The 21,528-nt window shown below is 66.1% G+C and carries 16 protein-coding genes, 1 pseudogene and 1 riboswitch; of the genes and pseudogenes, 9 read left to right on the forward strand and 8 right to left on the reverse strand.

Going from position 1 to position 21,528, the window contains the following annotated elements; all coding sequences use genetic code 11:
- Positions 1–87 precede the first annotated feature (87 nt).
- Entirely contained in the window at positions 88–567 is a 480-nt protein-coding gene (locus E3O11_RS02530) for a MarR family transcriptional regulator (protein ID WP_092449675.1), read from the reverse strand.
- Between the two features lie 61 nt (positions 568–628).
- Here E3O11_RS02530 and E3O11_RS02535 point away from each other — a divergent pair, with 61 nt between their 5' ends.
- Genes E3O11_RS02535 through E3O11_RS02545 form a run of 3 tightly spaced genes read left to right on the forward strand, consistent with a single transcriptional unit; the run spans position 629 to position 4,233 of the window.
- Positions 629–1,732 (forward strand): ABC transporter substrate-binding protein, encoded by a 1,104-nt coding sequence (locus E3O11_RS02535; protein ID WP_092449673.1) that lies wholly within the window; start codon positions 629–631, stop codon positions 1,730–1,732.
- A 58-nt stretch (positions 1,733–1,790) separates the two neighbouring features.
- Positions 1,791–3,218: an APC family permease gene (locus E3O11_RS02540; RefSeq protein WP_233195464.1), complete on the forward strand. Its 1,428-nt coding sequence runs from the start codon at positions 1,791–1,793 to the stop codon at positions 3,216–3,218.
- Positions 3,219–3,222: 4 nt separating this feature from the next.
- Positions 3,223–4,233 carry an acetamidase/formamidase family protein gene (locus E3O11_RS02545; protein WP_092449799.1) on the forward strand — a complete coding sequence of 337 codons (1,011 nt, stop codon included), beginning with the start codon at positions 3,223–3,225 and terminating at the stop codon, positions 4,231–4,233.
- 32 nt (positions 4,234–4,265) lie between these two features.
- Here E3O11_RS02545 and E3O11_RS02550 read toward each other — a convergent pair whose 3' ends face one another.
- Positions 4,266–5,549, reverse strand: a complete 1,284-nt coding sequence (locus tag E3O11_RS02550) for a DUF445 domain-containing protein (RefSeq protein WP_092449670.1) — start codon at positions 5,547–5,549, stop codon at positions 4,266–4,268.
- A gap of 282 nt (positions 5,550–5,831) precedes the next feature.
- Between E3O11_RS02550 and E3O11_RS02555 the strand changes: the two genes are divergently transcribed.
- Positions 5,832–7,925: a heavy metal translocating P-type ATPase gene (locus E3O11_RS02555; RefSeq protein WP_092449668.1), complete on the forward strand. Its 2,094-nt coding sequence runs from the start codon at positions 5,832–5,834 to the stop codon at positions 7,923–7,925.
- Positions 7,926–7,997: 72 nt separating this feature from the next.
- On the opposite strand, the gene E3O11_RS02560 is transcribed toward E3O11_RS02555, so the two are convergent.
- The 3 genes from E3O11_RS02560 to E3O11_RS02570 are packed head-to-tail and all read right to left on the reverse strand — an operon-like array spanning position 7,998 to position 10,839.
- Positions 7,998–9,002 (reverse strand): DMT family transporter, encoded by a 1,005-nt coding sequence (locus tag E3O11_RS02560; RefSeq protein WP_092449666.1) that lies wholly within the window; start codon positions 9,000–9,002, stop codon positions 7,998–8,000.
- Positions 9,003–9,030: 28 nt separating this feature from the next.
- Positions 9,031–9,975, reverse strand: coding sequence for an aldose 1-epimerase family protein (locus tag E3O11_RS02565; RefSeq protein ID WP_092449664.1), 945 nt, complete (start codon positions 9,973–9,975; stop codon positions 9,031–9,033).
- Between the two features lie 9 nt (positions 9,976–9,984).
- Positions 9,985–10,839 (reverse strand): DeoR/GlpR family DNA-binding transcription regulator, encoded by an 855-nt coding sequence (locus E3O11_RS02570; protein WP_092449662.1) that lies wholly within the window; start codon positions 10,837–10,839, stop codon positions 9,985–9,987.
- A gap of 85 nt (positions 10,840–10,924) precedes the next feature.
- Between E3O11_RS02570 and galT the strand changes: the two genes are divergently transcribed.
- Complete coding sequence (gene galT / locus E3O11_RS02575) at positions 10,925–12,103, forward strand: galactose-1-phosphate uridylyltransferase (protein ID WP_092449660.1); 1,179 nt, start codon at positions 10,925–10,927, stop codon at positions 12,101–12,103.
- Complete coding sequence (gene galK, locus E3O11_RS02580) at positions 12,100–13,272, forward strand: galactokinase (RefSeq protein WP_092449658.1); 1,173 nt, start codon at positions 12,100–12,102, stop codon at positions 13,270–13,272. The genes galT and galK overlap by 4 nt, the downstream gene beginning before the upstream one ends.
- Here the strand turns inward: galK and E3O11_RS02585 are convergent.
- On the reverse strand, positions 13,265–14,311 hold the full coding sequence (locus E3O11_RS02585; RefSeq protein ID WP_307725685.1) for a LacI family DNA-binding transcriptional regulator: 1,047 nt from the start codon (positions 14,309–14,311) through the stop codon (positions 13,265–13,267). The two genes, galK and E3O11_RS02585, sit on opposite strands and share 8 nt — an antisense overlap.
- A gap of 250 nt (positions 14,312–14,561) precedes the next feature.
- Here E3O11_RS02585 and araB point away from each other — a divergent pair, with 250 nt between their 5' ends.
- The 3 genes from araB to E3O11_RS02600 all read left to right on the forward strand — a co-directional run bounded on the left by araB (position 14,562) and on the right by E3O11_RS02600 (position 18,716).
- Positions 14,562–16,265: a ribulokinase gene (gene araB / locus E3O11_RS02590; RefSeq protein WP_092449654.1), complete on the forward strand. Its 1,704-nt coding sequence runs from the start codon at positions 14,562–14,564 to the stop codon at positions 16,263–16,265.
- A gap of 66 nt (positions 16,266–16,331) precedes the next feature.
- Positions 16,332–17,849, forward strand: a complete 1,518-nt coding sequence (gene araA, locus E3O11_RS02595) for an L-arabinose isomerase (protein WP_092449652.1) — start codon at positions 16,332–16,334, stop codon at positions 17,847–17,849.
- Between the two features lie 324 nt (positions 17,850–18,173).
- Complete coding sequence (locus tag E3O11_RS02600; RefSeq protein WP_092449650.1) at positions 18,174–18,716, forward strand: gamma carbonic anhydrase family protein; 543 nt, start codon at positions 18,174–18,176, stop codon at positions 18,714–18,716.
- Positions 18,717–18,879: 163 nt separating this feature from the next.
- Here the strand turns inward: E3O11_RS02600 and E3O11_RS02605 are convergent.
- Both E3O11_RS02605 and glyA read right to left on the reverse strand, forming a co-directional pair.
- Positions 18,880–19,781: pseudogene (locus E3O11_RS02605) on the reverse strand (bifunctional methylenetetrahydrofolate dehydrogenase/methenyltetrahydrofolate cyclohydrolase); the annotation flags it as partial.
- 225 nt (positions 19,782–20,006) lie between these two features.
- Positions 20,007–21,299 carry a serine hydroxymethyltransferase gene (gene glyA / locus E3O11_RS02610; protein ID WP_277871251.1) on the reverse strand — a complete coding sequence of 431 codons (1,293 nt, stop codon included), beginning with the start codon at positions 21,297–21,299 and terminating at the stop codon, positions 20,007–20,009.
- Positions 21,300–21,320: 21 nt separating this feature from the next.
- Positions 21,321–21,409: riboswitch (ZMP/ZTP riboswitch) on the reverse strand.
- Positions 21,410–21,528: the final 119 nt, after the last annotated feature.

Raw genomic sequence — 21,528 nt, forward strand, 5'->3', positions numbered from 1 at the left:
AACAGGACAAAAGATCATTCTGCCCCGAATGGATAAAATCCCATCATCTTGCCCCAGATTTGCAGCCAATTGGCGGCGAAACCCCCATCAGGGTTTTCTTGGGGTGTCTTCGAGAGAGCGCGCGGCAGTGCCGGCAGCCTCGACCAAGGCTGTTACGGCATCCGCTCCCAACCGGTGTTCGATGGTTTGCCCCCACGCGGAGACGATTTCACGAATGCGTGCGAGCCGCTGCCGGCCCCGATCCGACAAATGCACGGTAATGCGTCTACGGTCGGTCGCGGTTGGCAGGCGGAACGCCGAAGCCGAATCTTCCAGTGAGTCCACCGTTCGACTCAGGCTCGCATTTGCCATGCCGGACGTCTCCGCCAGCTCACCCATGGTCGGCGAGTCGAGGCGGTCCAAGGCTTCCAGAATTCGCCACTGATCCATCGTGGTGTTCTCTTCAGACAGGGCAACGCTCAGTCCGAGTGTGAGGCGCCGTTCCAGGTCAGCGAGGGCCCAGACGAGCTCGGCCAGGGGTGCCACGATTCCTAGCGCACGCGCCCCGCTCCCCAGCTGCTCGGCCATGGTACTCCTCCATGTTCGCGAAAAATAAGGTCCGGGATTCCCGCTACGTGATAATGGTCAGATGGCGCCCCAGGTCAGAGTAGTGCTCTCCAGTGAAGTTTTCCTGTGCGGTCCTACGCAGCAGACACTTCGGCTGGGACTGCTCGCGCCGTTGTCGGGCCTGATGGGCGTGGCCGGCCCAGCCATTATCAATTGCGCGGTTCTGGCGGCCGAAGAAGCGTGCCGTGCCTCGGGAACGACCATCGACCTCGTCCTGGTCGATGCCGGCAGAGCCCCGGAAGACGTCGCGCGCGAGGTGGATCTACTGGTGGGTGCCGGGCTCGTCGACGGGCTGGTGGGTACACACACTTCGAATATTCGTGTGGCCGTCGAGGCACGCGTGAACAATCAGGTGCCCTATGTCTTTACGCCGCCGCACGAGTTTGGGCGAGCGTCGGCCGGATCGGTATTTCTCGGCAGCGACCCGGCCGAGCATCTGCGTCAGCCGATTGCGTGGCTCGCCAAACACCGGCGGGTAGAACGATGGGCCCTCATCGGCAATGATTACGTCTGGCCACGTCAGGTACACGCTGCCGCCACTCGCGTCCTGCGCGATCTGCAGCAGCGCGTCGTCATGGACCGACTCGTGCCGATGGGACACGTCGACGTTGCGGAGCTCGTGGCCGCCGCACAGCGAGCACGGGCCGATGCAATCTTGGTCTCCCTGGTCGGCCGCGATGGCATCGAATTTCATCGCGGGGTCACCGAGCTGGATGCCAGCACGGCGTTCGTTCGACTGTGTACCGCTCTGGACGAGAGCTGTCTGGTCGCGGCGGGCGGCGACAGCAGCGGGGAGCTCTACACCGCAATGCCCACATTTCTGCTGCAGGATGATGACCGGCACCGCCGATTGCTCGAGTCGTACGTCGCTCGGTTTGGACTGACCGCACCGCTGCCCGGCTCCTACGCCGAAGGATGCTACGACGGCGTGCACCTGCTGGCCGCCATGTGTGAAAGTGGCTTGCTCACTACAAACACCGCGACCCAGGTGGCCGAGCGGCTTTTTTCAGACGCCAATCGGTCGGATTTTGCCCAGGCGGGAATCGATCTCAGACGTCGACCCATGAGCATGGCGCGGGCCAGCGGCACCGACCTAGAAGTTGTCAGAACACTGCGCCAGGTGTAGCATAAACAAAATTTCCACATGGAAATAATGACGGCTGTCGATGACGATAGGAAAACGCGTGAACAGCTCCACAACCCCGGGCACCTCTGCAAGTACCACGAGTGCGGGTATTGAACAATTTGGTTACAAGCAAGAGCTGAAGAGAACGCTGACGTTCAGCGATCTGATCATCTACGGCCTCATCTTTATGGTGCCCATCGCACCATTCGCCATCTTCGGCGGCGTCTTTCACGACTCGGGCGGAATGCCGCCGATCGCGTACATCATCGCCCTGGTTGCAATGATGTTCTCGGCGAATTCCTACTCGCAGATGGCCCAGGCCTTTCCGATGGCCGGTTCGGTTTACACCTACGCGGGTCGCGGAATCAACCGCCCAACGGGCTTCATCGCCGGCTGGATGATCCTGCTCGACTACATCCTCATTCCGACCCTGTTGTACTTTGTCGCGGCAATCGCGATGAATGGCATCATCAGCCAGGTTCCCATCTGGCTGTGGCTGATTGCCTTCGTTGCACTGAACACCGTGATTAACTACCTCGGAATCCACCTGGCCGCGGTTGTCATCCGGGTCATGCTGGTGCTCGAACTCCTCGTGCTGGCGATCTTCCTGGTCGTTGGCATCGTCGCAGTCTCGCAGGGCAAGGGTCAGGGTTTCAGCTTCGACGCGTTCTACAACGCTGATACCTTCTCCCTCCCGCTGCTGTTTGGCGCAGCATCCATTGCTGTGTTGTCCTTCCTCGGTTTCGATGGAATCTCCACCCTGGCCGAGGAAAACAGCGGAAGCAGCAAGTCCCTCGGTCGGTCCATGATCGCGGCCCTGTGCCTGCTGGGCGTCCTGTTCGTCGTGCAGACCTGGGTGGCCTCGATGCTGGTTGAAGACCCCGCAGCGCTCATCGCCAATGGCGACCCGGCCGGGGTGGCATTCTATGAAGCGGCCGCCGTCGCCGGCGGACCGTTCATGTATATCCTGACCGCTGCTTCGACGGCCATCGCCTGGGGTTTCGCCAATGCGCTCGTTGCCCAGGCGTCCACCTCTCGCCTGCTGTACGCCATGGCGCGCGATCGCCAGCTGCCGAAATTCCTCGCGAAGGTCAGCGAAAAGCACAGCGTGCCGGTCAACGCGACATTTCTGGTGGCCGGGATCTCGCTGGTGCTCGGATTATTCCTGACCCTCCTACCCGACGGCCTCGGCGTGATCGCGGCCCTGGTCAACTTCGGCGCCCTGACCGCATTCCTGCTGCTGAACGTGTCGGTGGTGTGGTGGTTCATCGTGCGGCAGAAGTCCCGGCGCTGGTTCGTGCACCTGGTCTTCCCTGTACTGGGCTTCGTGGTTCTCGCCTTTGTGCTCTACAACGCGCGAGTGTCGGCGCAGGTCGTCGGCGTGGCCTGGCTGATCATTGGAATCGTCATCGCCTTCGTGCTGTACAAGACCGGCCGGATGAAGGTCAGCACGGCCACGGAGCCTGCGATGGCGGATGCGCGGTAGCTCGATGGCTGCACACAAGCTCGCTCCGCTCCCCGAACAGTATTCCTATGTGTTCGGGGGTCGGGAGCCGCTGCTGAGCGTTCGCCCCGGCGATATCGTCGAGGTGAGCACGGAAGACTGCTTCGGCGGACGGGTCACGACGCCCACAGACGTTCCCAGCCAAATCGTGCCTTTTTCCGAGCTCAATCCTGTCTCCGGTCCGATCGAGGTGATCGGGGCTGAGCCCGGCGACCTGTTGGCCGTGCACTTTGTCTCCATCGTGCCGGCACGTTCCTACGCGATTTCGAGCACCTTCCCGCTCTTTGGTGCGCTCTCCGCAACGCACGAGACGGCGATGCTGCACGAGCCGCTGCCGGAGAGGGTCTGGTTTTACGACATCGATTTGGATGCCTGGACGGCCACCTTTCGTGCCACGAACTCGGATTACACGCTGGCTCTCCCGCTCGATCCCATGCACGGCACCGTCGGCGTTGCTCCCGCCAGCGGCGAGGTGCGGTTGGTCGTGACCCCATCCACCCACGGCGGAAACATGGATACCCCGGAAGCGCGGGCCGGAACGACGCTGTATCTTCCGGTGAATGTGGCCGGCGCGATGCTGTCGCTCGGTGACGGTCACGCCCGCCAGGGTGAGGGTGAGGTCTGTGGAACCGGCCTGGAGTCGGCGATGAATTCCGTCATCGCACTCGACCTGGTCAAGGGTGGCGCTTCGGCCTGGCCGCGGCTTGAGAACGACGAGTTCATCATGAGCACCGGGTCGGCTCGACCTCTGGAAGATGCCTTTCGGATCAGCCAGAAAGACCTCGTGAATTGGGCATCCGACCTCACCGGCCTAGACACGATGGATGCCTATCAGTTGGTCAGCCAAATGGGACTCGCACCGGCCGCAAACGTGTGCGATCCCAACTATACGATGGTGGCGAAGCTGCCCAAGTGGACCCTAAAGGACGCGCAAGCCTACGGCGGCGTTCACGGCCGCCTGCGCGCCGCGGCAGCGGAATACACCGCCGCTCGGTAGCGGGTCTCCGCCAGACCCGGGCCGCCAGTCGCTTAAAACAGCAGCGACACGGCCCGGGCCAGCGTGAAAATAACCAGACCGGCGAGGGCGCCGACGACGGTTCCGTTGATGCGAATGAACTGCAGGTCGCGGCCGACCTGTAATTCGATCTTCGCGGCGGTCTCGGCGGCGGGCCAGCGCTCCACGGTTTCGGTGATGACCCCGGCGATCTCATGGCGATAGTTGGCCACGACATAGCTGGCCGTGTCGGCGAGCCAGCGGTCGATGCGGGAGCCGAGCGCGGCATCCGTTGTCAGTCGTCGGCCGACGTCTTCGAGCGTCGAACGGATGCCGACCCGCAGCGCGCTGGCCGGGTCCTGGAGTGCCTCGGTGAGTGAGGCCTTGACCGCCGCCCAGGTGTCGCCGGCGAACTCGCGCAGTTTGGCGTTGTCGAGCACCTCGGCCTTGAGGGTTTCGACCCGGTTGATCATGGCCGGCTCGTACTGCAGGTCGTGCATGACCTCACTGAGGTAGTCGTCGAGGGCTTTTCGCACCGGATGCTGCCGGTCCTGTCGGGCGGACGCGACGAAGGCGAGCACCTCGCGGTAGGCCTTGTCGTCGACGAGTTTGTCGACGAATCCGGGCAGCCAGGTGGGCAGCCGCTGCGACACCACGCGGCCAAACGCCTGGGGGTGGGCGCGCAGCCAGCCGTCAGCGCGGTCGAGCAGCAGGTCGACGGCCGCGTGCTGCTGCCCACTGGTGACGAGGCGCTCACCCACCCGTCCGAGACTCGGGCCCCACTCGGGCTTGACCAGATGTTCGCGGGCGACGGACTCGATGAGGTTCTTGATGGCGTCGTCGCCGAGCAGGTTGAGGAGCCCCTGGCCGGCCACGGCGAGTTCGTCGGTGAGCTTTTCGGCGTTTTTCTCGTCACTGAGCCACGCGCCGAGGCGGCGGGAAGGGTGCACGGATTCGAGCTTGCCGCGGATAACCGCCTCGGAGAGAAAGTTGGTCTCGACGAACTCGCCAAGGCTCGCACCGATCTCGTCCTTGCGGTTGGCGATGATGTTGGTGTGCGGGATGCGCAGGCCGAGCGGGTAGCGAAACAGGGCGGTGACGGCGAACCAGTCGGCGATGGCGCCGACCATGCCGCCCTCGGCCGCGGCGCGCACGTATTCGAGCCAGGGGTAGCGTTCCTGCAGGGCGAAAGAGACCGTGAAGATGAGCGCCATGAGCACGAGCAGCCCGCCGGCGAGCCGCTTCATGCTGGTGAGCGCGGTGCGGCGGGCGGTGTCCTGCGGGGATTCAACGGGTGGTGCCGTTTCGATCTGGGCCATGGGTCAAGCCTGCCCGATTGTGCGGTGCGGTGTGCGCACATTTGGATGCGGCGTGCCACGGAATCTTCGGGGCGAACCCGGGTCGTGGGTTCTGGCGTGGTTCGCCGCGGCATCCGCTCGCCGAAGCGTGAGTTTCGTGCAGCGAACCGTGAGTCGTGACCCGATTTGACCAATCCAGCGACTCGAAACTTACGGCTCGGTGAGGCGGCGCACAGCGGATGCGTGAGCGCAACTTTAGGGATACCCTAAGGGGGTATCGATCGATTCAGTACCGAGGAAACTATGACGAACCCCAACGAGCACCACGGCACAATCACAAGTCCCGAGCACTCCGCGATGGACCATTCCGCCATGGACCACGGCGCCATGAACCACGCCGGGCACGGTGACCACGTCGGGCAGTTTAGGCGCTTGTTCTGGACCATGCTCGTGTTCGCTGTGCCCGTGGTCGGATTCAGCCACATGTTTTCGATGTTCGTCGGCTACGCGTTGCCGAACGTGGTGGGCATCAGCTGGATCTCCCCCGTACTCGGCACCGTCATGTACGTCTGGGGCGGCCGGCCGTTTCTGACCGGGGCTTTTTCCGAGCTGAAAACTCGCAAGCCCGGCATGATGCTGCTGATCGCGCTCGCGATCACGGTCGCGTTCCTCGCGTCCTGGGGCGCGAGCCTCGGCCTCATCGATGCCGAGCTCGACTTCTGGTGGGAACTCGCCCTGCTGATCGTGATTATGCTGCTCGGGCACTGGATCGAGATGCGGTCGCTCGCGCAGACAACCACTGCCCTGGAATCGCTCGCCGCGCTGCTGCCGGATGAGGCAGAGCGAGTTGAGGGCGACGCCATTGTGGTGGTCTCGCCGAGCGATCTGGTGCTCGGTGACCTCGTCGTGGTGCGGCCCGGCGGGCGCGTGCCCGCCGACGGAGAGATCACCGAGGGCACGGCCGACGTCGACGAGTCCATGATCACCGGCGAATCACGCCCGGTGCAGCGCGCTGTCGGCGACCAGGTCGTGGCGGGCACGGTCGCGACCGATTCCGCCCTGCGGGTGCGCGTGACCGCGGTCGGCGATGACACCGCGCTGGCCGGAATCCAGCGACTCGTCACCGAAGCGCAGGGCTCGTCGTCGCGGGCGCAGCGCATCGCCGATCGGGCAGCCGGGTGGCTGTTCTGGTTTGCGCTCGGCGCCGGAGTGATCACCGCGATCGTGTGGACCGCGCTCGGCCAGCCGCAGGATGCCGTGGTGCGCACCATCACCGTGCTCGTGATCGCCTGCCCGCACGCCCTCGGGCTGGCGATTCCGCTCGTGGTGTCGATCGCCACCGAACGCGCCGCGAAGGGCGGCGTGCTGATCAAGGACCGCCTCGCCCTCGAGAGCATGCGCCAGGTCACTTCGGTGCTGTTCGACAAAACCGGCACGCTCACCAAGGGCGAGCCCACGGTCAGCCACCTCGCCGTCATTCAAGCGGATGCCGCGGCTTCGGTTCCGATCACCGCGGACGAGGTGCTCGCCTGGGCGGCCGCGGTTGAAGGTGACAGTGAGCATCCGCTTGCCCGCGCCATTGTCTCGGCGGCGCGCACCCGCGGGCTGACCGTGCCGCGTGCGAGCGAGTTTCAGACTGCCGCGGCGGTCGGCGTGACCGGCCTGGTCGACGGGCGTCGGATCGGTGTCGGCGGGCCGAATATGCTCGATGAGCACGGGGCGGCGCCGCTGGCCGAGACCGATGCGTGGCAGAGTCAGGGTGCGATCATTCTGCACGTGCTGCGGGACGGTGAAGTCATCGGTGCGATCGGCCTCGCCGACGAGATTCGCGAGGAATCACGGCAAGCCGTTGACGCCCTGCACCGACAGGGCATCGAGGTCGTCATGATCACCGGCGATGCCGAGGCGGTGGCCCAGTCGGTGGCTGCTGAGCTCGGAATCGACCGGGTGTTCGCGGGCGTGCACCCGGAGGACAAGGCGCGCAAGGTCGCCGAGCTGCAGCACGAGGGCCGCCGCGTGGCGATGGTCGGCGACGGCGTCAACGACGCTCCAGCGCTCGCCCAGGCCGATGTCGGTATCGCGATCGGCGCCGGCACCGACGTGGCGATCGCGTCGGCTGGCGTCATTCTGGCGAGCGACGACCCGCGCTCGGTGCTCTCGGTGATCGAGCTGTCGCGGGCGAGCTACCGCAAGATGAAGCAGAACCTGTGGTGGGCGGCGGGCTACAACCTGCTCTCGGTTCCGCTCGCCGCCGGAGTGCTCGCGCCGATCGGGTTCGTGCTGCCGATGGAGATCGGCGCGCTGCTCATGTCGGTGTCCACCGTGGTCGTCGCGCTCAACGCGCAGCTGCTGCGTCGCCTCGACCTACGGCCGGAGTCGAGCGTACGCGAGCGCTAGCGGTCTCGAACAGTGGATGCCCGCGCATCCACTCACCGAGCCGTGAGTTTGCCGCCAGAATCGGGCCGAAACTCACGGCTCGGCGAGCTCGTCGGGCCGAAACTCACGGCTCGGCGAGCGACCGGGGCCCCCGACGTCGGGCTGGTTCGGGCACGCCGCGCTCATCCGGTGACCGGCCTCGATGCGCTGGCCCCAGAAGGTTCCGGCAATGATGAGGATCGCCCCGAGAGCGCCCATCAGGCCGAGTGTTTCGCTGCCGAGCGACACTCCCACGAGCACCGCCCAGATCGGTTCGGAGCCCATGAGCAGGCTGGCCCTGGCCGCCGAGGTGCGGCGAATCGCCCACATCTGGGCCAGAAACGCGAACACGCTGCAGGCCAGGCCCAGGTAGAGCACGCCGATCCAGGCGGTTACATCAAAAGTCGAAATCGCCGCGACCAGTCCGGCAACGTCGAATGCCGTGAACACGACCGCGCCGACGAGCGCCTGCAGCAGGGTAAGGGTGATGGTGCTGTCGCTCCGGCCGCGAGTGAGGTGGCCCATCATGGTCACGTGCAGGGATCGCACGAGTGCCGCCGCCAGAATGAGCAAGTCGCCCACATTCGGTTCGGCGAATCCGTTGCCCGAGACCAGCAGGGCGACGCCGACGACCGCGAGCACCGCCGCCACAAAGAACGGGCGCGGCAGCCAGCGCCGGGCCGCGACCGACTCCAGCACCGGTGTGACGATGATGGTGAGGCTGATGATGAGCCCGGCATTCGTGGCGGAGGTGAACGCGACTCCCTGGGTTTCCAGCCACAGGATGCTCGCCTGCGTCACCCCGAGGAGCAGCCCTAGCCCGAGCGCTCGCCGCGTTGGAAGCCGTTCGCGCCGCACGACCCAGACGATCAGCAGTGCCAGGGCCGCCACCAGAAACCGCAGGGCGAGCACGGCCGACACGCTCGCCTGCTCGGTGAGCACCTTCGCGCTCAGATAGCTGCCACCCCAGACCGCGGCCACGAGCAGCAGCACGAGGTCGACGCGGTACCGCCCGAGATCGTGCGGCAGGCGCGTACGTCGGTTAAAGACTGTGATCATGGGGCAATGCTGCTCGGCGACATCCGCGTTAGGCCGACAGGTCAAACCCGGTAGGACGGATGCCCCAGCGCACGACCCACTGCTCCCCCGGCTCCAGCCAGTGCAGGCCCGCACCGGAATTGAAGGCATCGGCGGGTGCCGTCATGGGTTCGATGGCGATCGCCTGGCCGCGAATCGGCTCGGCGCCGGCGGTGCTCACCGGAAAGATGCGCGGTGTGAACACCTGCACGTAGCGCATGTTCTCGTCGCCCCAGAGGGTGACGCGGCGGCCATCCGCTGCGGTGAGGGTGTGTTCGCCAGCACTTCCAACCCCGCCAAACCCATCGTCAAGATCGAGGTCGCCGACCGCGATGCCCGCGCGAAGGTCAAACCGGGTGTCGTCGACCGGGGTCTCGCCGGTCGGGTTGAGGCGGTCGTCCACGTCGAGGTGGGTCGCGGCATCCACTCTCACGACGAGGTCGCCGGTCGGTACGTCGCCAATTTTCAGATACGGATGCGCCCCCACGGCCACCGGCGCAGCCTCGGCGCCAACGTTGGTCACCCGGTGCGTCACGTTCAGGCCCTCGGCGGTGAGGGCGTAGGTCACCTCGGTCTCGAGGTGGAACGGATAGCCGGACTGGGGGAAGACGGTGGCGCCTAGCGTCACCGAGTCGCTCTGCCGGGACAGTTCACGATAGGCGGCAAAACGCAGCAGCCCGTGGATGGCGTTCTGCCGGGTCGGCTCGGTGAGCGCCAGTTGACGTTTGATGCCGTTCTGAGTCCACTGACCGTCACGAATGCGGTTGGGCCAGGGCACGAGGACGATTCCGGCTGCCATCGGTGGCTGCACGAACTCGTCGAAGGTCTCGACCAGGTCTATGCCATTCACGGAATATGCCCGCAGACCGGCCGCCACCTCCGTCACGACCGCTCGGGTCGTTCCGCTCGGTGTCTGCAGGGTCAGGTCATATTGGATTCCGGTGGGTGCGCGCATCCGATCAGCCTATGGCCGCGGCTGCGCCGCTTGGGCGAGCAAAACGCAGAGCCCGCCCTCGCGCAGCGCTTTCAGTGCTCCAGCGTCTGCAGCGGCATCGGTAATCAGGGTGTGGAAAGCGCTCAGCGGGCCGACCCGACCGAGGTGCACCTGGCCGAGCTTGGAACGATCAGCCACGACGATCACCCGCTCCGCCGCGGCGAGCATGAGCGCCTTGACCCCCGCCTCTGGGAGGTTGATGTTGGTCACGCCGCCGTCCAGATCGACGCCGTTGCAACCGATAAAGGCCAGGTCCGCGTGAATCTGGCTCAGCACCAGGCCGGCGAGCGGATCGACCAGGGAGTGCTGCAGCGGCCTCAGCGCCCCGCCGGTGACGATCACGGTAAATCGGGGGATGGCCTTTTCCAGTTCGAGGGCGATGCTGAGCCCATTGGTGATGATGACCACGTCGTGCAGGTCTTCTCGCGCAACCAGGGCGCGGGCGATGGCGTGGGTTGTCGTGCCGACGTCAAGAATCACGCTCTGCCCGCTCTGCACGAGGGCAGCCGCGATCTGGGCAATCTGCTGTTTGGGAACAACGGATGCTCCGAGCGCCTCCTCGAACGAGGGCTCACGTTCGGCCCGTTGACCCGCACCCGGGGACTGGGCCGGCACCGCTCCGCCGTGTACGCGCCGCACGCCACCCTGAAGCTCGAGGGCATCGAGGTCGGCCCTGGCGGTCACACCGGAAATGCCAAAGGCGCTGCGCAGCTCGCTCACCCGCACAAACCCGCGTTCGTCAACGAGTTGCTGTGCTTGCTCCCGACGAACGTGTGCGGGAAGTGGATCGGGTAGCGGGCTGCGCGTCTCGTCGTTCTCGATCATTCCCCCAGTATCACTTACTTACTTTTACTTTTCAATACGACATATTATGGTTTCGCTTGCGCAAATTTGATATTGTGGCAGTGCCATGACGAACTCAAAGCCCCGCCTCCCCCACTTTGTCGTCGACGAGACCATAGCCCGGCAATCCAGCACCCTGGCCGACGGTCGCGACCTTATCTATTTCGACGACCCCAACACCACCTTGTCGCCCGATCGCGCCCCCGATCTGCGGGAGCCCAGCGAACGCGCGACCACCGCGACGATGCGTCAGGACCCCCTCACCGGGGAATGGGTCTCGATCGCCGCCAACCGCCAAAACCGGGTTTTCCTCCCGCCGGCCACGCAAGACCCGCTCGCACCGCAGTCGCCAGGTAATGCGTCGGAGATCCCGAGCAATTACGACGTAGCCGTGTTTGAGAACAAGTCCCCGTCGTTTGGTCCACTGGTAGCGGATGCTCCCACGGATCTGGCCGATCTCGACCGCATCGGTATCGGTCGCACCCGCCGGTCCGTCGGCCGCTGCGAAGTGGTCTGCTTCAGCCCCGAAAACGAGGGATCCTTTGCGAGCCTGTCGGCAACCAGAGCTCGAACCGTGATCGAAGCCTGGGCCGAACGCACCCACGTACTGTCGCAGCTGCCGGGTATTGAACAAGTATTCCCGTTTGAGAATAGAGGCGAGCAGATCGGGGTGACCCTGCGGCATCCGCACGGCCAGATCTACTCCTACCCCTACGTCACCCCCCGAACGCAGCGCCTGGCCGACTCGCTCGAGAGCTATGGGCCCACCCTGTTCGCCGATATTCTGGCCAGCGAACAGGCCAGCGACCGGGTGATTCTCCGCGGCGAACACTGGACCGCGTTCGTGCCGTTCGCCGCGCGCTGGCCCATCGAAGTGCACATGCTTCCGCACCGCCAGGTACCCGACTTTGCAGAGACCACCCTCGCCGAACGCGACGAGCTGGCCGTGTTGTACCGTCGGCTGCTGCGCGGCATCGATGCGATCTACTCAACCCCGACTCCCTATATCGCCGCCTGGCATCAAGCACCGGTTCGGGTGCATCGCACGGACATCCGTCTAATGCTTCAGCTGACCAGCCCGAGGCGTGCCGAGGACAAGCTCAAGTTCCTCGCTGGCTCGGAGGCAGCGATGGGTGCTTGGATCGGCGATGTCACTCCAGAGGATGCCGCGGCCACGATTCGCGCAGCCGTCGCGCGAGCCGCCGAGGCGGACGCTGCCAACGAAACTGACGGAACACCCTCGTGAATGATCTGGATCGCGCCGCCCAGGCCGACTTCGCGAACCGCTTCAATCGCACCGCGACCGGACTGTGGTCGGCGCCCGGTCGAGTGAATCTGATCGGTGAGCACACCGATTACAACGACGGATTCGTGCTGCCTCTCGCCATCGACCGGCGCACCGTCGTTGCGCTGGCGACGAGGACCGACCGGGTTATTCGCGTGGCCAGTTCTTTCGCCGCCGAGACCGTCGCTGTGTCGCTCGACGAACTGGTTCCCGAAAACCTGAACGGCTGGTCGGCCTACCCGCTCGGCGTAGCCTGGGCGCTGGGACAGTTCGGAGCAGACCTCGCTGTTCTGCCGGGGTTCGACATCTATGTCGACTCCGATGTGCCGGTCGGGGCCGGACTCTCCTCATCGGCCGCGCTCGAATGCGCCGTCGCGGTCGCCCTCAACGAGGTCTGGGGCCTGAACCTCGATCGGCCGACCCTGGCACGGGTCGGCCAGCTCGCCGAGAACCGCGTCGTGGGCGCCCCAACAGGCATCATGGACCAGTCGGCGTCACTGCTCGGCCAGGTCGACGCGGCCGTGTTTCTGGACTGCCGGAGCCTCGCGGCCGAGGTGATCCCGCTCGGACTCAACCCGGCCGGCCTGGAACTGCTGATCATCGACACCCGGGTCAGCCACTCGCACGCAACGGGCGGTTACGCCGCGCGCCGCGCGTCCTGCGAGGCCGGCGCCCGCATCATGGGGGTGCCCGCCCTGCGCGATCTCAGCGTCGACGATCTCCCCCGAGCGCAGGCGCTGCTCGACGACGAAACCTTTCGCCGGGTGCGCCACATCGTCACCGAGAATCAGCGCGTACTCGACACCGTGCAGACCCTGCGAGTGAGCGGATGCGCCGCGATCGGCGATCTGCTCGATGCCTCGCACCGGTCGATGCGGGACGACTTCGAGATTTCAGCGCCGGAGCTCGACCTCGCCGTGGTCACCGCACGGGCGGCCGGCGCGATCGGTGCGCGCATGACCGGTGGCGGTTTCGGCGGCGCGGCCATCGCCCTGACTCCGACTGAATTCGTGCCCGCCGTACAGGCCGCCGTTCTCGCCGCCTTCGCCGCCCACGGCTTCACCACCCCCGACCTGTTCGTGGTGCACGCCGCCGATGGAGCCGCCCGCGACGGCAGTCCGCTCAACTAGCGGAACGAGCGCGGCGCTGACCCGGCGCCGCGGTGCTGTCGCGCACCACCAGGACCGGCTGGATGACCGGGATCAGCTCCGCGGGCTCGCCGCCCATCAGCCGCAGCACCCGGTCCACCGCCAGCCGGCCGACCTCGTTGAAGTCGAGCCGAACGGTCGTGAGGCCAGGTTGAAAATAGCGGGCCTCGCTCATGTCATCGAAGCCGACGACGCTCACGTCGCCGGGCACGTCGATCCCTCGTTCGGTGAGGGCTTTAATGACTCCGAGCGCCATCGCGTCGTTGGCCACCAGGACCGCGGTGATCGTGGGATCCTCGGCAATGGCCACTCCGGCCCGGTAGCCGGAATCGGCTGTCCAATCCTCGGTGCAGAACTCGGGATTGACCGTTCGGTGGCGCCGCGCGAGTTCGGACAGCCATCCGGCGCGCCGTGCCTCCGAAGCCATCCAGCCGGGTGGCCCGCCGACGTGCCAGACCGTGTCGTGCCCCAGATCAAGCAGGTGCCGGGTCGCCAGCTGTGCTCCCAGCGCATCGTCCATCGACACCGCCGTCGAACTCGCGGGTGAACCCTGCTCGAACCGTACGATCGCCACCTCGGGATCCAGCCCCAGCAATACCGGGGCGGCGGCCGTCATCGGCGCGAGCACGATGATCCCATCGACCGCATCGGCGACGAGCGTATCGAGCGCGGTACGGATGCCGGCCGAATCGATCCGGGGAATGGTCACCAGACTGGTCGTATAGCCGTTGCGCCGCGCCTCTTCGGCAACACCGAAGAGCACCAGGGCGGAACCGTGCACTGGAAGGGAATGGGACACCACACCCAGATTCATGGATCGGTTCGTGGCCAGGGCATGTGCGGCCCAATTGCGGTTGTACCGCAACTGCGCAATGGCCCGTTCGACGCGGTCCCGCACCTCGGCGCCCACGTTGCTGTGCCCGTTGACGACCCGGGAGACGGTTTGTTGTGACACCCCGGCGAGTTTCGCAACGTCGATCATGCGTACGCTCTGACCGCGCGGCCGAGGTTCCCTAGCCATGCGACTCCTCCCCTCCGAGGCGACAACCCCGGTCGCCCCATGTTAGCGCACCATGAATAGCGTCAGAAGGGCTCGAAAACCAAGCCGAACAGTCCTCTGACCAATTGTCGATCAGCGAAACCAGGGTAGAAATTGTCAATTGACAGGAAGTGATAGTGCGCTAACATTCAGTAATCGTGATCGGTCATCGACGGCGAGTATCTCGCGCACGTGACCGATCGCATCCGCATGCCGCCAAGGGAGTCGATCAGTGAGCACGACCGCAGAGCAATCGCGCGCAGACGCACCAGCCGGGACCGAGTCCTACGTCATCGGCATCGATTACGGAACACTATCCGGCCGCGCGGTCGTCGTGCGCGTCTCGGACGGCGCCGAACTCGGCTCGGCCGTGCTCGACTATCCCCACGCGGTCATGGACACCACCCTCCAGGCTACGGGCGCGAAGCTGCCACCGGAGTGGGCCCTGCAGGTTCCCCAGGACTACGTTGCCGTGCTGAAGAGCGCCGTTCCGGCAGCACTAGCCAGTGCGGGAATCGACCCGGCCCGGGTCATCGGCATCGGCACCGATTTCACCGCCTGCACGATGGTTCCGGTCATCACCGACGGTACCCCGCTCAACGAGCTGCCGGAGTACGCCGACCGTCCGCACGCCTACGTCAAGCTGTGGAAGCACCATTCTGCGCAGCCCCAGGCCGACCGCATCAACGATCTCGCTACCTCGCGCGACGAAAGCTGGCTGCCCCGCTATGGTGGGCTCATCTCCAGCGAATGGGAATTCGCCAAGGGATTGCAGCTCCTCGAGGAAGATCCCGAGTTATACGAGCGCATGGACCACTGGGTCGAGGCCGCGGACTGGATCGTCTGGCAGCTCACCGGCCGGTATGTGCGCAACGCCTGCACCGCCGGCTACAAGGGAATCTTGCAGGACGGCGAGTACCCGAGTGAGGAATTTCTCGGGGCGCTCAATCCGGCTTTCTCCCGGTTCGCCCTCGACAAGGTGACCCACGAGATCGGCCAACTGGGAGCATCCGCCGGCACCCTCACGGCCGAAGCCGCGGCTTGGACGGGACTACCCGAGGGTATTCACGTCAGCGTCGGCAACGTCGATGCGCACGTCACGGCACCGGCCGCGCGCGCCGTGAACCCAGGCCAGATGGTAGCCATTATGGGCACGAGCACCTGCCACGTCATGAATTCGGATCGACTCGCCGAGGTACCCGGCATGTGCGGCGTCGTTGACGGTGGCATCGTCTCCGGGCTGTACGGGTACGAAGCCGGCCAGTCCGGCGTGGGCGACATCTTCGCCTGGTATGTCAACAACCAGGTTCCCGAACGGTACTTTGCCGCGGCGGAGGCTGCGGGCCTGAGCGTGCACCAGTATCTGACCGAACTGATCAAGGACCAGCCGGTCGGCGGGCACGGCCTGATCGCCCTCGACTGGCACAGCGGCAACCGTTCGGTACTCGTGGACCATGAGCTCTCCGGCCTCGTGCTCGGCACGACGCTCACCACCCGACCGGAGGAGGTCTACCGCGCCCTGCTCGAAGCCACGGCGTTCGGCGCCCGCACCATCGTGGAAACTTTCAACGCCAGCGGAGTGCCGGTGACCGAGTTCATCGTGGCCGGCGGACTGCTCAAGAATGCGTTCCTCATGCAGACCTACAGTGACATTCTGCGGATGCCCATCTCCACGATTGACAGCGAGCAGGGGCCTGCACTCGGCTCCGCCATCCACGCCGCCGTGGCCGCCGGAGCGTATCCGGACGTGCGCGCGGCGGGCGAGGCCATGGGCAAGCTCAACCAGAACGTGTACACGCCCGATGCCGAGTCGGCCACGGCCTACGACCAGCTCTTCGCCGAGTATTCTCTGCTGCACGACTACTTCGGCCGCGGCGCAAACGACGTCATGCACCGACTCAAGGGCCTCAAACGCGACGCCGGCGCGGCGGCGTGACCACCTGCCTCGACGCCGCAATCACCTCACACTTCAACCGCTAGCAGCACAAGGAGCACTCAACCCATGCCTTCTCTCACCACGACCCTCGATCACGTAGAAGTCTGGTTTCTCACCGGCAGCCAGAACCTCTACGGCGAGGAGACGCTGCGGCAGGTCGCCGATCAGTCCAGAGCCATCGCCGACGCGCTCGGCGCGACCAGCGATATCCCGGTGAAAATCGTGTGGAAACCGGTGCTCAAGGACTCCGAATCGATCCGCCGGGCGGCACTCGACGCGAACTCCGACGACGCGGTGATCGGCCTGATCGCCTGGATGCACACCTTCTCGCCCGCGAAGATGTGGATCTCCGGGCTCGACGCTCTGACCAAACCGCTGCTGCACCTGCACACTCAGGCCAACGTGGAGCTGCCCTGGAGCGAGATCGACTTCGACTTCATGAACCTCAACCAGGCCGCCCACGGCGACCGTGAGTTCGGCTATATCCAGACCCGGCTCGGGGTATCCCGCAAGACCGTCGTCGGCCACGTCTCCAACCCGGCCGTGACTCGCACCATCGGCACCTGGACCCGCGCTGCCGCCGGCTGGGCGGCGAGCCGCAGCATGAAACTCGCCCGGTTCGGCGACAACATGCGCTACGTCGCCGTCACCGAGGGCGACAAGACCGAGGCCGAATTGCGCTTCGGGGTGCAGGTGAACACCTGGCCGGTCAATGAACTCGCCGAGGCAGTGCACGCGGCAACGGATGCCGAGATCACCGCCCTGATCGCCGAGTATGAAGAGCGCTACGACGTCGTTCCCGAATTGCGCACCGGCGGCGCACGCCACGAGTCGCTCCGCTACGGCGCCGCGATCGAGATCGGGCTCAAGTCCTTTCTCGAGGCCGGCGGCTTCAGCGCCTTCACCACGAGCTTCGAAGACCTCGGCGCGCTTCGCCAGCTGCCCGGCCTTGCCGTGCAACGACTGATGGAGCAGGGCTACGGCTTCGCCGGGGAGGGCGACTGGAAGACGGCCATCCTCGTGCGCGTGGCCAATGTAATGGGCGCCGGTCTCCCCGGCGGCGCGAGCCTCATGGAGGATTACACCTACGACCTCACCCCCGGGGCCGAACTCATCCTCGGCGCTCACATGCTCGAGGTGAACCCGGCGCTGGCGACCGAGAAGCCGACCCTCGAGATCCACCCGCTCGGCATCGGTGGCCGCGAGGATCCCGTACGCCTCGTCTTCAACGCTGCCCCCGGCACCGCGGTCGTGGTCGCGATGAGCGACATGCGCGACCGGTTCCGTCTCATCGCGAACGTCGTCGAGGTGGTCGAGCCCACCGAGGCACTCCCGAAACTCCCGGTCGGTCGCGCCGTCTGGCGTCCGGAGCCCGACTTCGCCACCTCAGCCGCAGCCTGGCTAACCGCCGGCGCCGCCCACCACACCGTCATGTCGACGGCCGTCGGCATCGATGCCTTCCAGGACTTCGCCGAGATCGCGCGCACGGAGCTCCTCGTGATCGACAAGTCCACCACCCTGCGCGACTTCACCCGCGAGGTGCGCTGGAACCAGGCCTACTATCGGCTGGCGCAGGGCATCTGATCCCGCCGGGCCGAGTTCGGTCCCGAACTCGGCCGCCAGCGGCCCTCGCGATCGGCCTCCCCAATTCCGGGGCGGGCCGCCTGCGCGTTGCGACGAGCGCGGGCCGCTGCCGGTCGCCGGCTCACCGCCCGGGCTCGCTGCCTCCCTGCCGCTGCGCCTCCCGGCCCCGCCTGCCTTGGTACTCGGCCGCCCCCGCTGCCCCGCTCTCTCGCCGCCCCCCCTGCCGCACTGCCTGCCCGGCCGCTCCCACTCCCCGCTGCCTGCCTCGTAGTCTCACTGCCTCGCCGCCTCGCCGCCCCGCCGCCCCGGGCTAGGCTGACGCGTATGACTGCTGACAGCGCCGCCCGAATCATCGTCCTGCCGAATACGCCGGCCCCGAGCATCGCCGAGAGCGCGTTCGTCGCTCCGGGCGCGGTGATCGTGGGTAATGTCACCCTCGCCGACCGGGCCAGCGTGTGGTACAACTCCGTGCTGCGCGCCGAACTGGAGCCAATCACGATCGGGGCCGGCTCGAACCTGCAGGACAACGTCTCCTGCCACGTCGACACCGACTTTCCGCTCACCCTCGGCACCGGCGTCTCGGTCGGGCACGGCGCCGTGCTGCACGGCTGCACGATCGAAGACAATGTACTGGTCGGTATGTCCGCGACCATTCTCAACGGCGCCGTCATCGGCACCGGATCCCTCGTCGCTGCCGGAGCCGTCGTGCTCGGCGGAACCGTGGTGCCGCCCGGATCCCTCGTGGCCGGCGTTCCCGCCAAGGTTCGACGCCCGCTGACCGACGACGAGATCGACAGCATCCGTCACAATGCGCAGAACTATTTGGAACACACCGAGCTGCACCGCGCCGCCCTCGCCCAGCCGTAACAAAACGGATGCCCCGCGCGGCCGCTACTGCCGGTAAATAGGCGACGCGCCGTACGAGGCGCACGACGGCAACGGCGTGTAGCGAAACTCACCGGCGTTAGCTACGGCCGGCCGAACCGTCGGCAGAGTCGCTACGCGGGCAGCGTTCACCGCGGCCCGCCGAGCCTCGTGGCCGCGCCGCTACGCGAGCAGCGACTGCTCGGCGGCCTTGACCACGTTCGAGACCAGCATCGCGCGGGTCATCGGGCCGACGCCACGCGGATTCGGCGACAGGTGCCCGGCGACCGCGGCAACATCGGGATGTACGTCACCGGTCAGACGGCCTTTGCCGGTGACTTCGTTGTGCACGCGGGTGATTCCCACGTCCAGGACGGCGGCGCCCGGCTTGATCCAGTCGGCCTGGATCAGGTGCGGCACTCCGACTGCGGCCACGACGATATCGGCACGGCGCACCTCACCGGCGAGGTCGACGGTCCGCGAGTGCGTCAGGGTGACGGTCGCATCGAGGCCCTTGCGGGTGAACAGCAGGCCAAGCGGGCGACCGACGGTGAGGCCGCGACCGACCACGACGACCTTCTTGCCCACGATCGGCACGTCGTAGCGGCGCAGCAGCTCGACGATTCCGGCCGGGGTGCACGGCAGCGGGGAGCGCAGTTCGCCCTCGATCCCGAGCACCAAACGCCCGAGGTTGGTCGGGTGCAGGCCGTCGGCATCCTTCGACGGATCGATCAGTTCGAGCATCGCGTTCTCGTTGTGGCCGACCGGAAGCGGCAGCTGAATGATGTAGCCGGTCACCTCGCGGCTGTTGTTAAGATCCTTGATGGCGGCACGCACGTCGGCACTGGTCGCCGAGCCGGGCAGGTCGATGCGAATCGATTCGATGCCAACCTCGGCGCAGTCGCTGTGCTTGCCTGCGACGTAGGTCTTTGAGCCGGGATCATTGCCGACCAGCAGGGTGGCCAGTCCGGGCACGACACCGTGCGCGCGCAGGGCCACGATGCGATCGCGAAGCTCAGCCTTGATATCAGACGCGGTCTTGACGCCGTCGAGTGTGATTGCCGTCATTTGCGGTTCCCTACTGTTGTGGTTCAGATCGGTATTGTCGTCCAGGTCACTCGGTCGGGGCCCGGGCCCCGTTCGCGGGCCCAGGTTATAACGTGGGCCCAGGGACGGGGCCCAGGCCCCGGACAAAGGTGCGGCGGGGGTGCATCGCGCTGGTCACTCGCAGGCGGGCACGAGAAGACGGATGCTGCCGGCCAGGCCGGCCGGCAGCATCCGTTCTCGAAGGAGCTACTGCTCCAGCCCGGAGTACAGCGGGAACGCCTGCGTGAGCGCTCCGACACGGGTGCGGAGCGCGGCGATGTTGGCGCCGGGCTTGAGTGCCGCGGCGATGACGTCGGCAACCTCGGTGAACTCGGCGTCGCCGAATCCGCGGGTGGCCAGGGCCGGCGTGCCGATACGTAGGCCCGACGTGACCATCGGCGGGCGCGGGTCGAACGGAACGGAGTTGCGGTTCACCGTGATGCCCACCTCGTGCAGGGCATCCTCGGCCTGCTGGCCGTTGATCTCGGAGTGGCGTAGGTCGGCGAGCACGAGGTGCACGTCGGTTCCGCCGGTGAGCACGTCGATGCCGTGCTCGCGCGAGTCATCAGCGGTCAGGCGCTCGGCGAGGATTCGGGCACCGCGCAGGGTACGCTCCTGACGTTCCTTGAACTCGGGCTCGCCGGCGAGCTTGAACGCGGTCGCCTTGGCGGCGATCACGTGCATCAGCGGGCCGCCCTGCTGGCCGGGGAACACGTTGGAATTGAGTTTCTTGGCCAGGGTCATGTCCCGCGAGAGGATGAAGCCCGAGCGCGGGCCGGCGAGGGTCTTGTGCACGGTGCTCGACACGACGTCGGCGTAGGGCACGGGCGAGGGGTGCAGGCCGGCGGCGACGAGCCCGGCGAAGTGGGCCATATCCACCCAGAGCAGCGCGCCGACCTCGTCGGCGATGGCGCGGAAAGCTTCGAAGTCGAGGTGACGCGGGTAGGCAGACCAGCCGGCGATAATGACCTTCGGCTTGCTCTCGAGTGCCTTGTCGCGCACGACATTCATGTCGACGCGGAAGGTCTCCGGGTCGACTCCATAGGCGACCGGGTTGTACAGCTTGCCGGAGAAGTTGAGCTTCATACCGTGGGTGAGATGGCCGCCGTGGGCCAGCTCGAGACCGAGGATGGTGTCGCCGGGGGTGGCGATGGCGGAGAGGACTGCGGCGTTCGCTGTGGCGCCGGAGTGCGGCTGCACGTTCGCGTAGGCGGCTCCGAACAGGCTCTTGGCCCGGTCGATGGCGAGCTGCTCGGCGACGTCGACGTACTCGCAGCCGCCGTAGTAGCGGCGTCCAGGGTAACCCTCGGCGTACTTGTTGGTGAGCACGGAGCCCTGCGACTGCAGCACGGCGCGCGGAACGAAGTTCTCGCTCGCGATCATTTCGAGGTAGTCGCGCTGGCGGCCGAGCTCCTGCTCGAGCACAGCGGCAATCTCGGGGTCAACGACCGAGAGCGGTTCGTTGAAGGTCGACTTCAAGACGGTAGCGGAATCAGGCACGGAGTTCTCCTTATATATGGATGTTGCGGCCCAGGCGTGCGGCCACTAACCGTGTCAGTCGCTCCCCAATGGTGACCCATCTTCGTGCTACGCCAGTTGCGACTCAACCATTATATCAGCGGATGCCGCCGCGCGCGTCTTTTCGTGGCGCTGGTCGGCGCGGCTCCGGTCGCGCGGCACTCGGCAGCCTCGCGGGCACCGCTAGCTCGGGGCGCCACGACCGCTAATG

It is taken from the genome of Cryobacterium levicorallinum (assembly GCF_004402405.1).
GTDB classification, from domain to species: domain Bacteria; phylum Actinomycetota; class Actinomycetes; order Actinomycetales; family Microbacteriaceae; genus Cryobacterium; species Cryobacterium levicorallinum.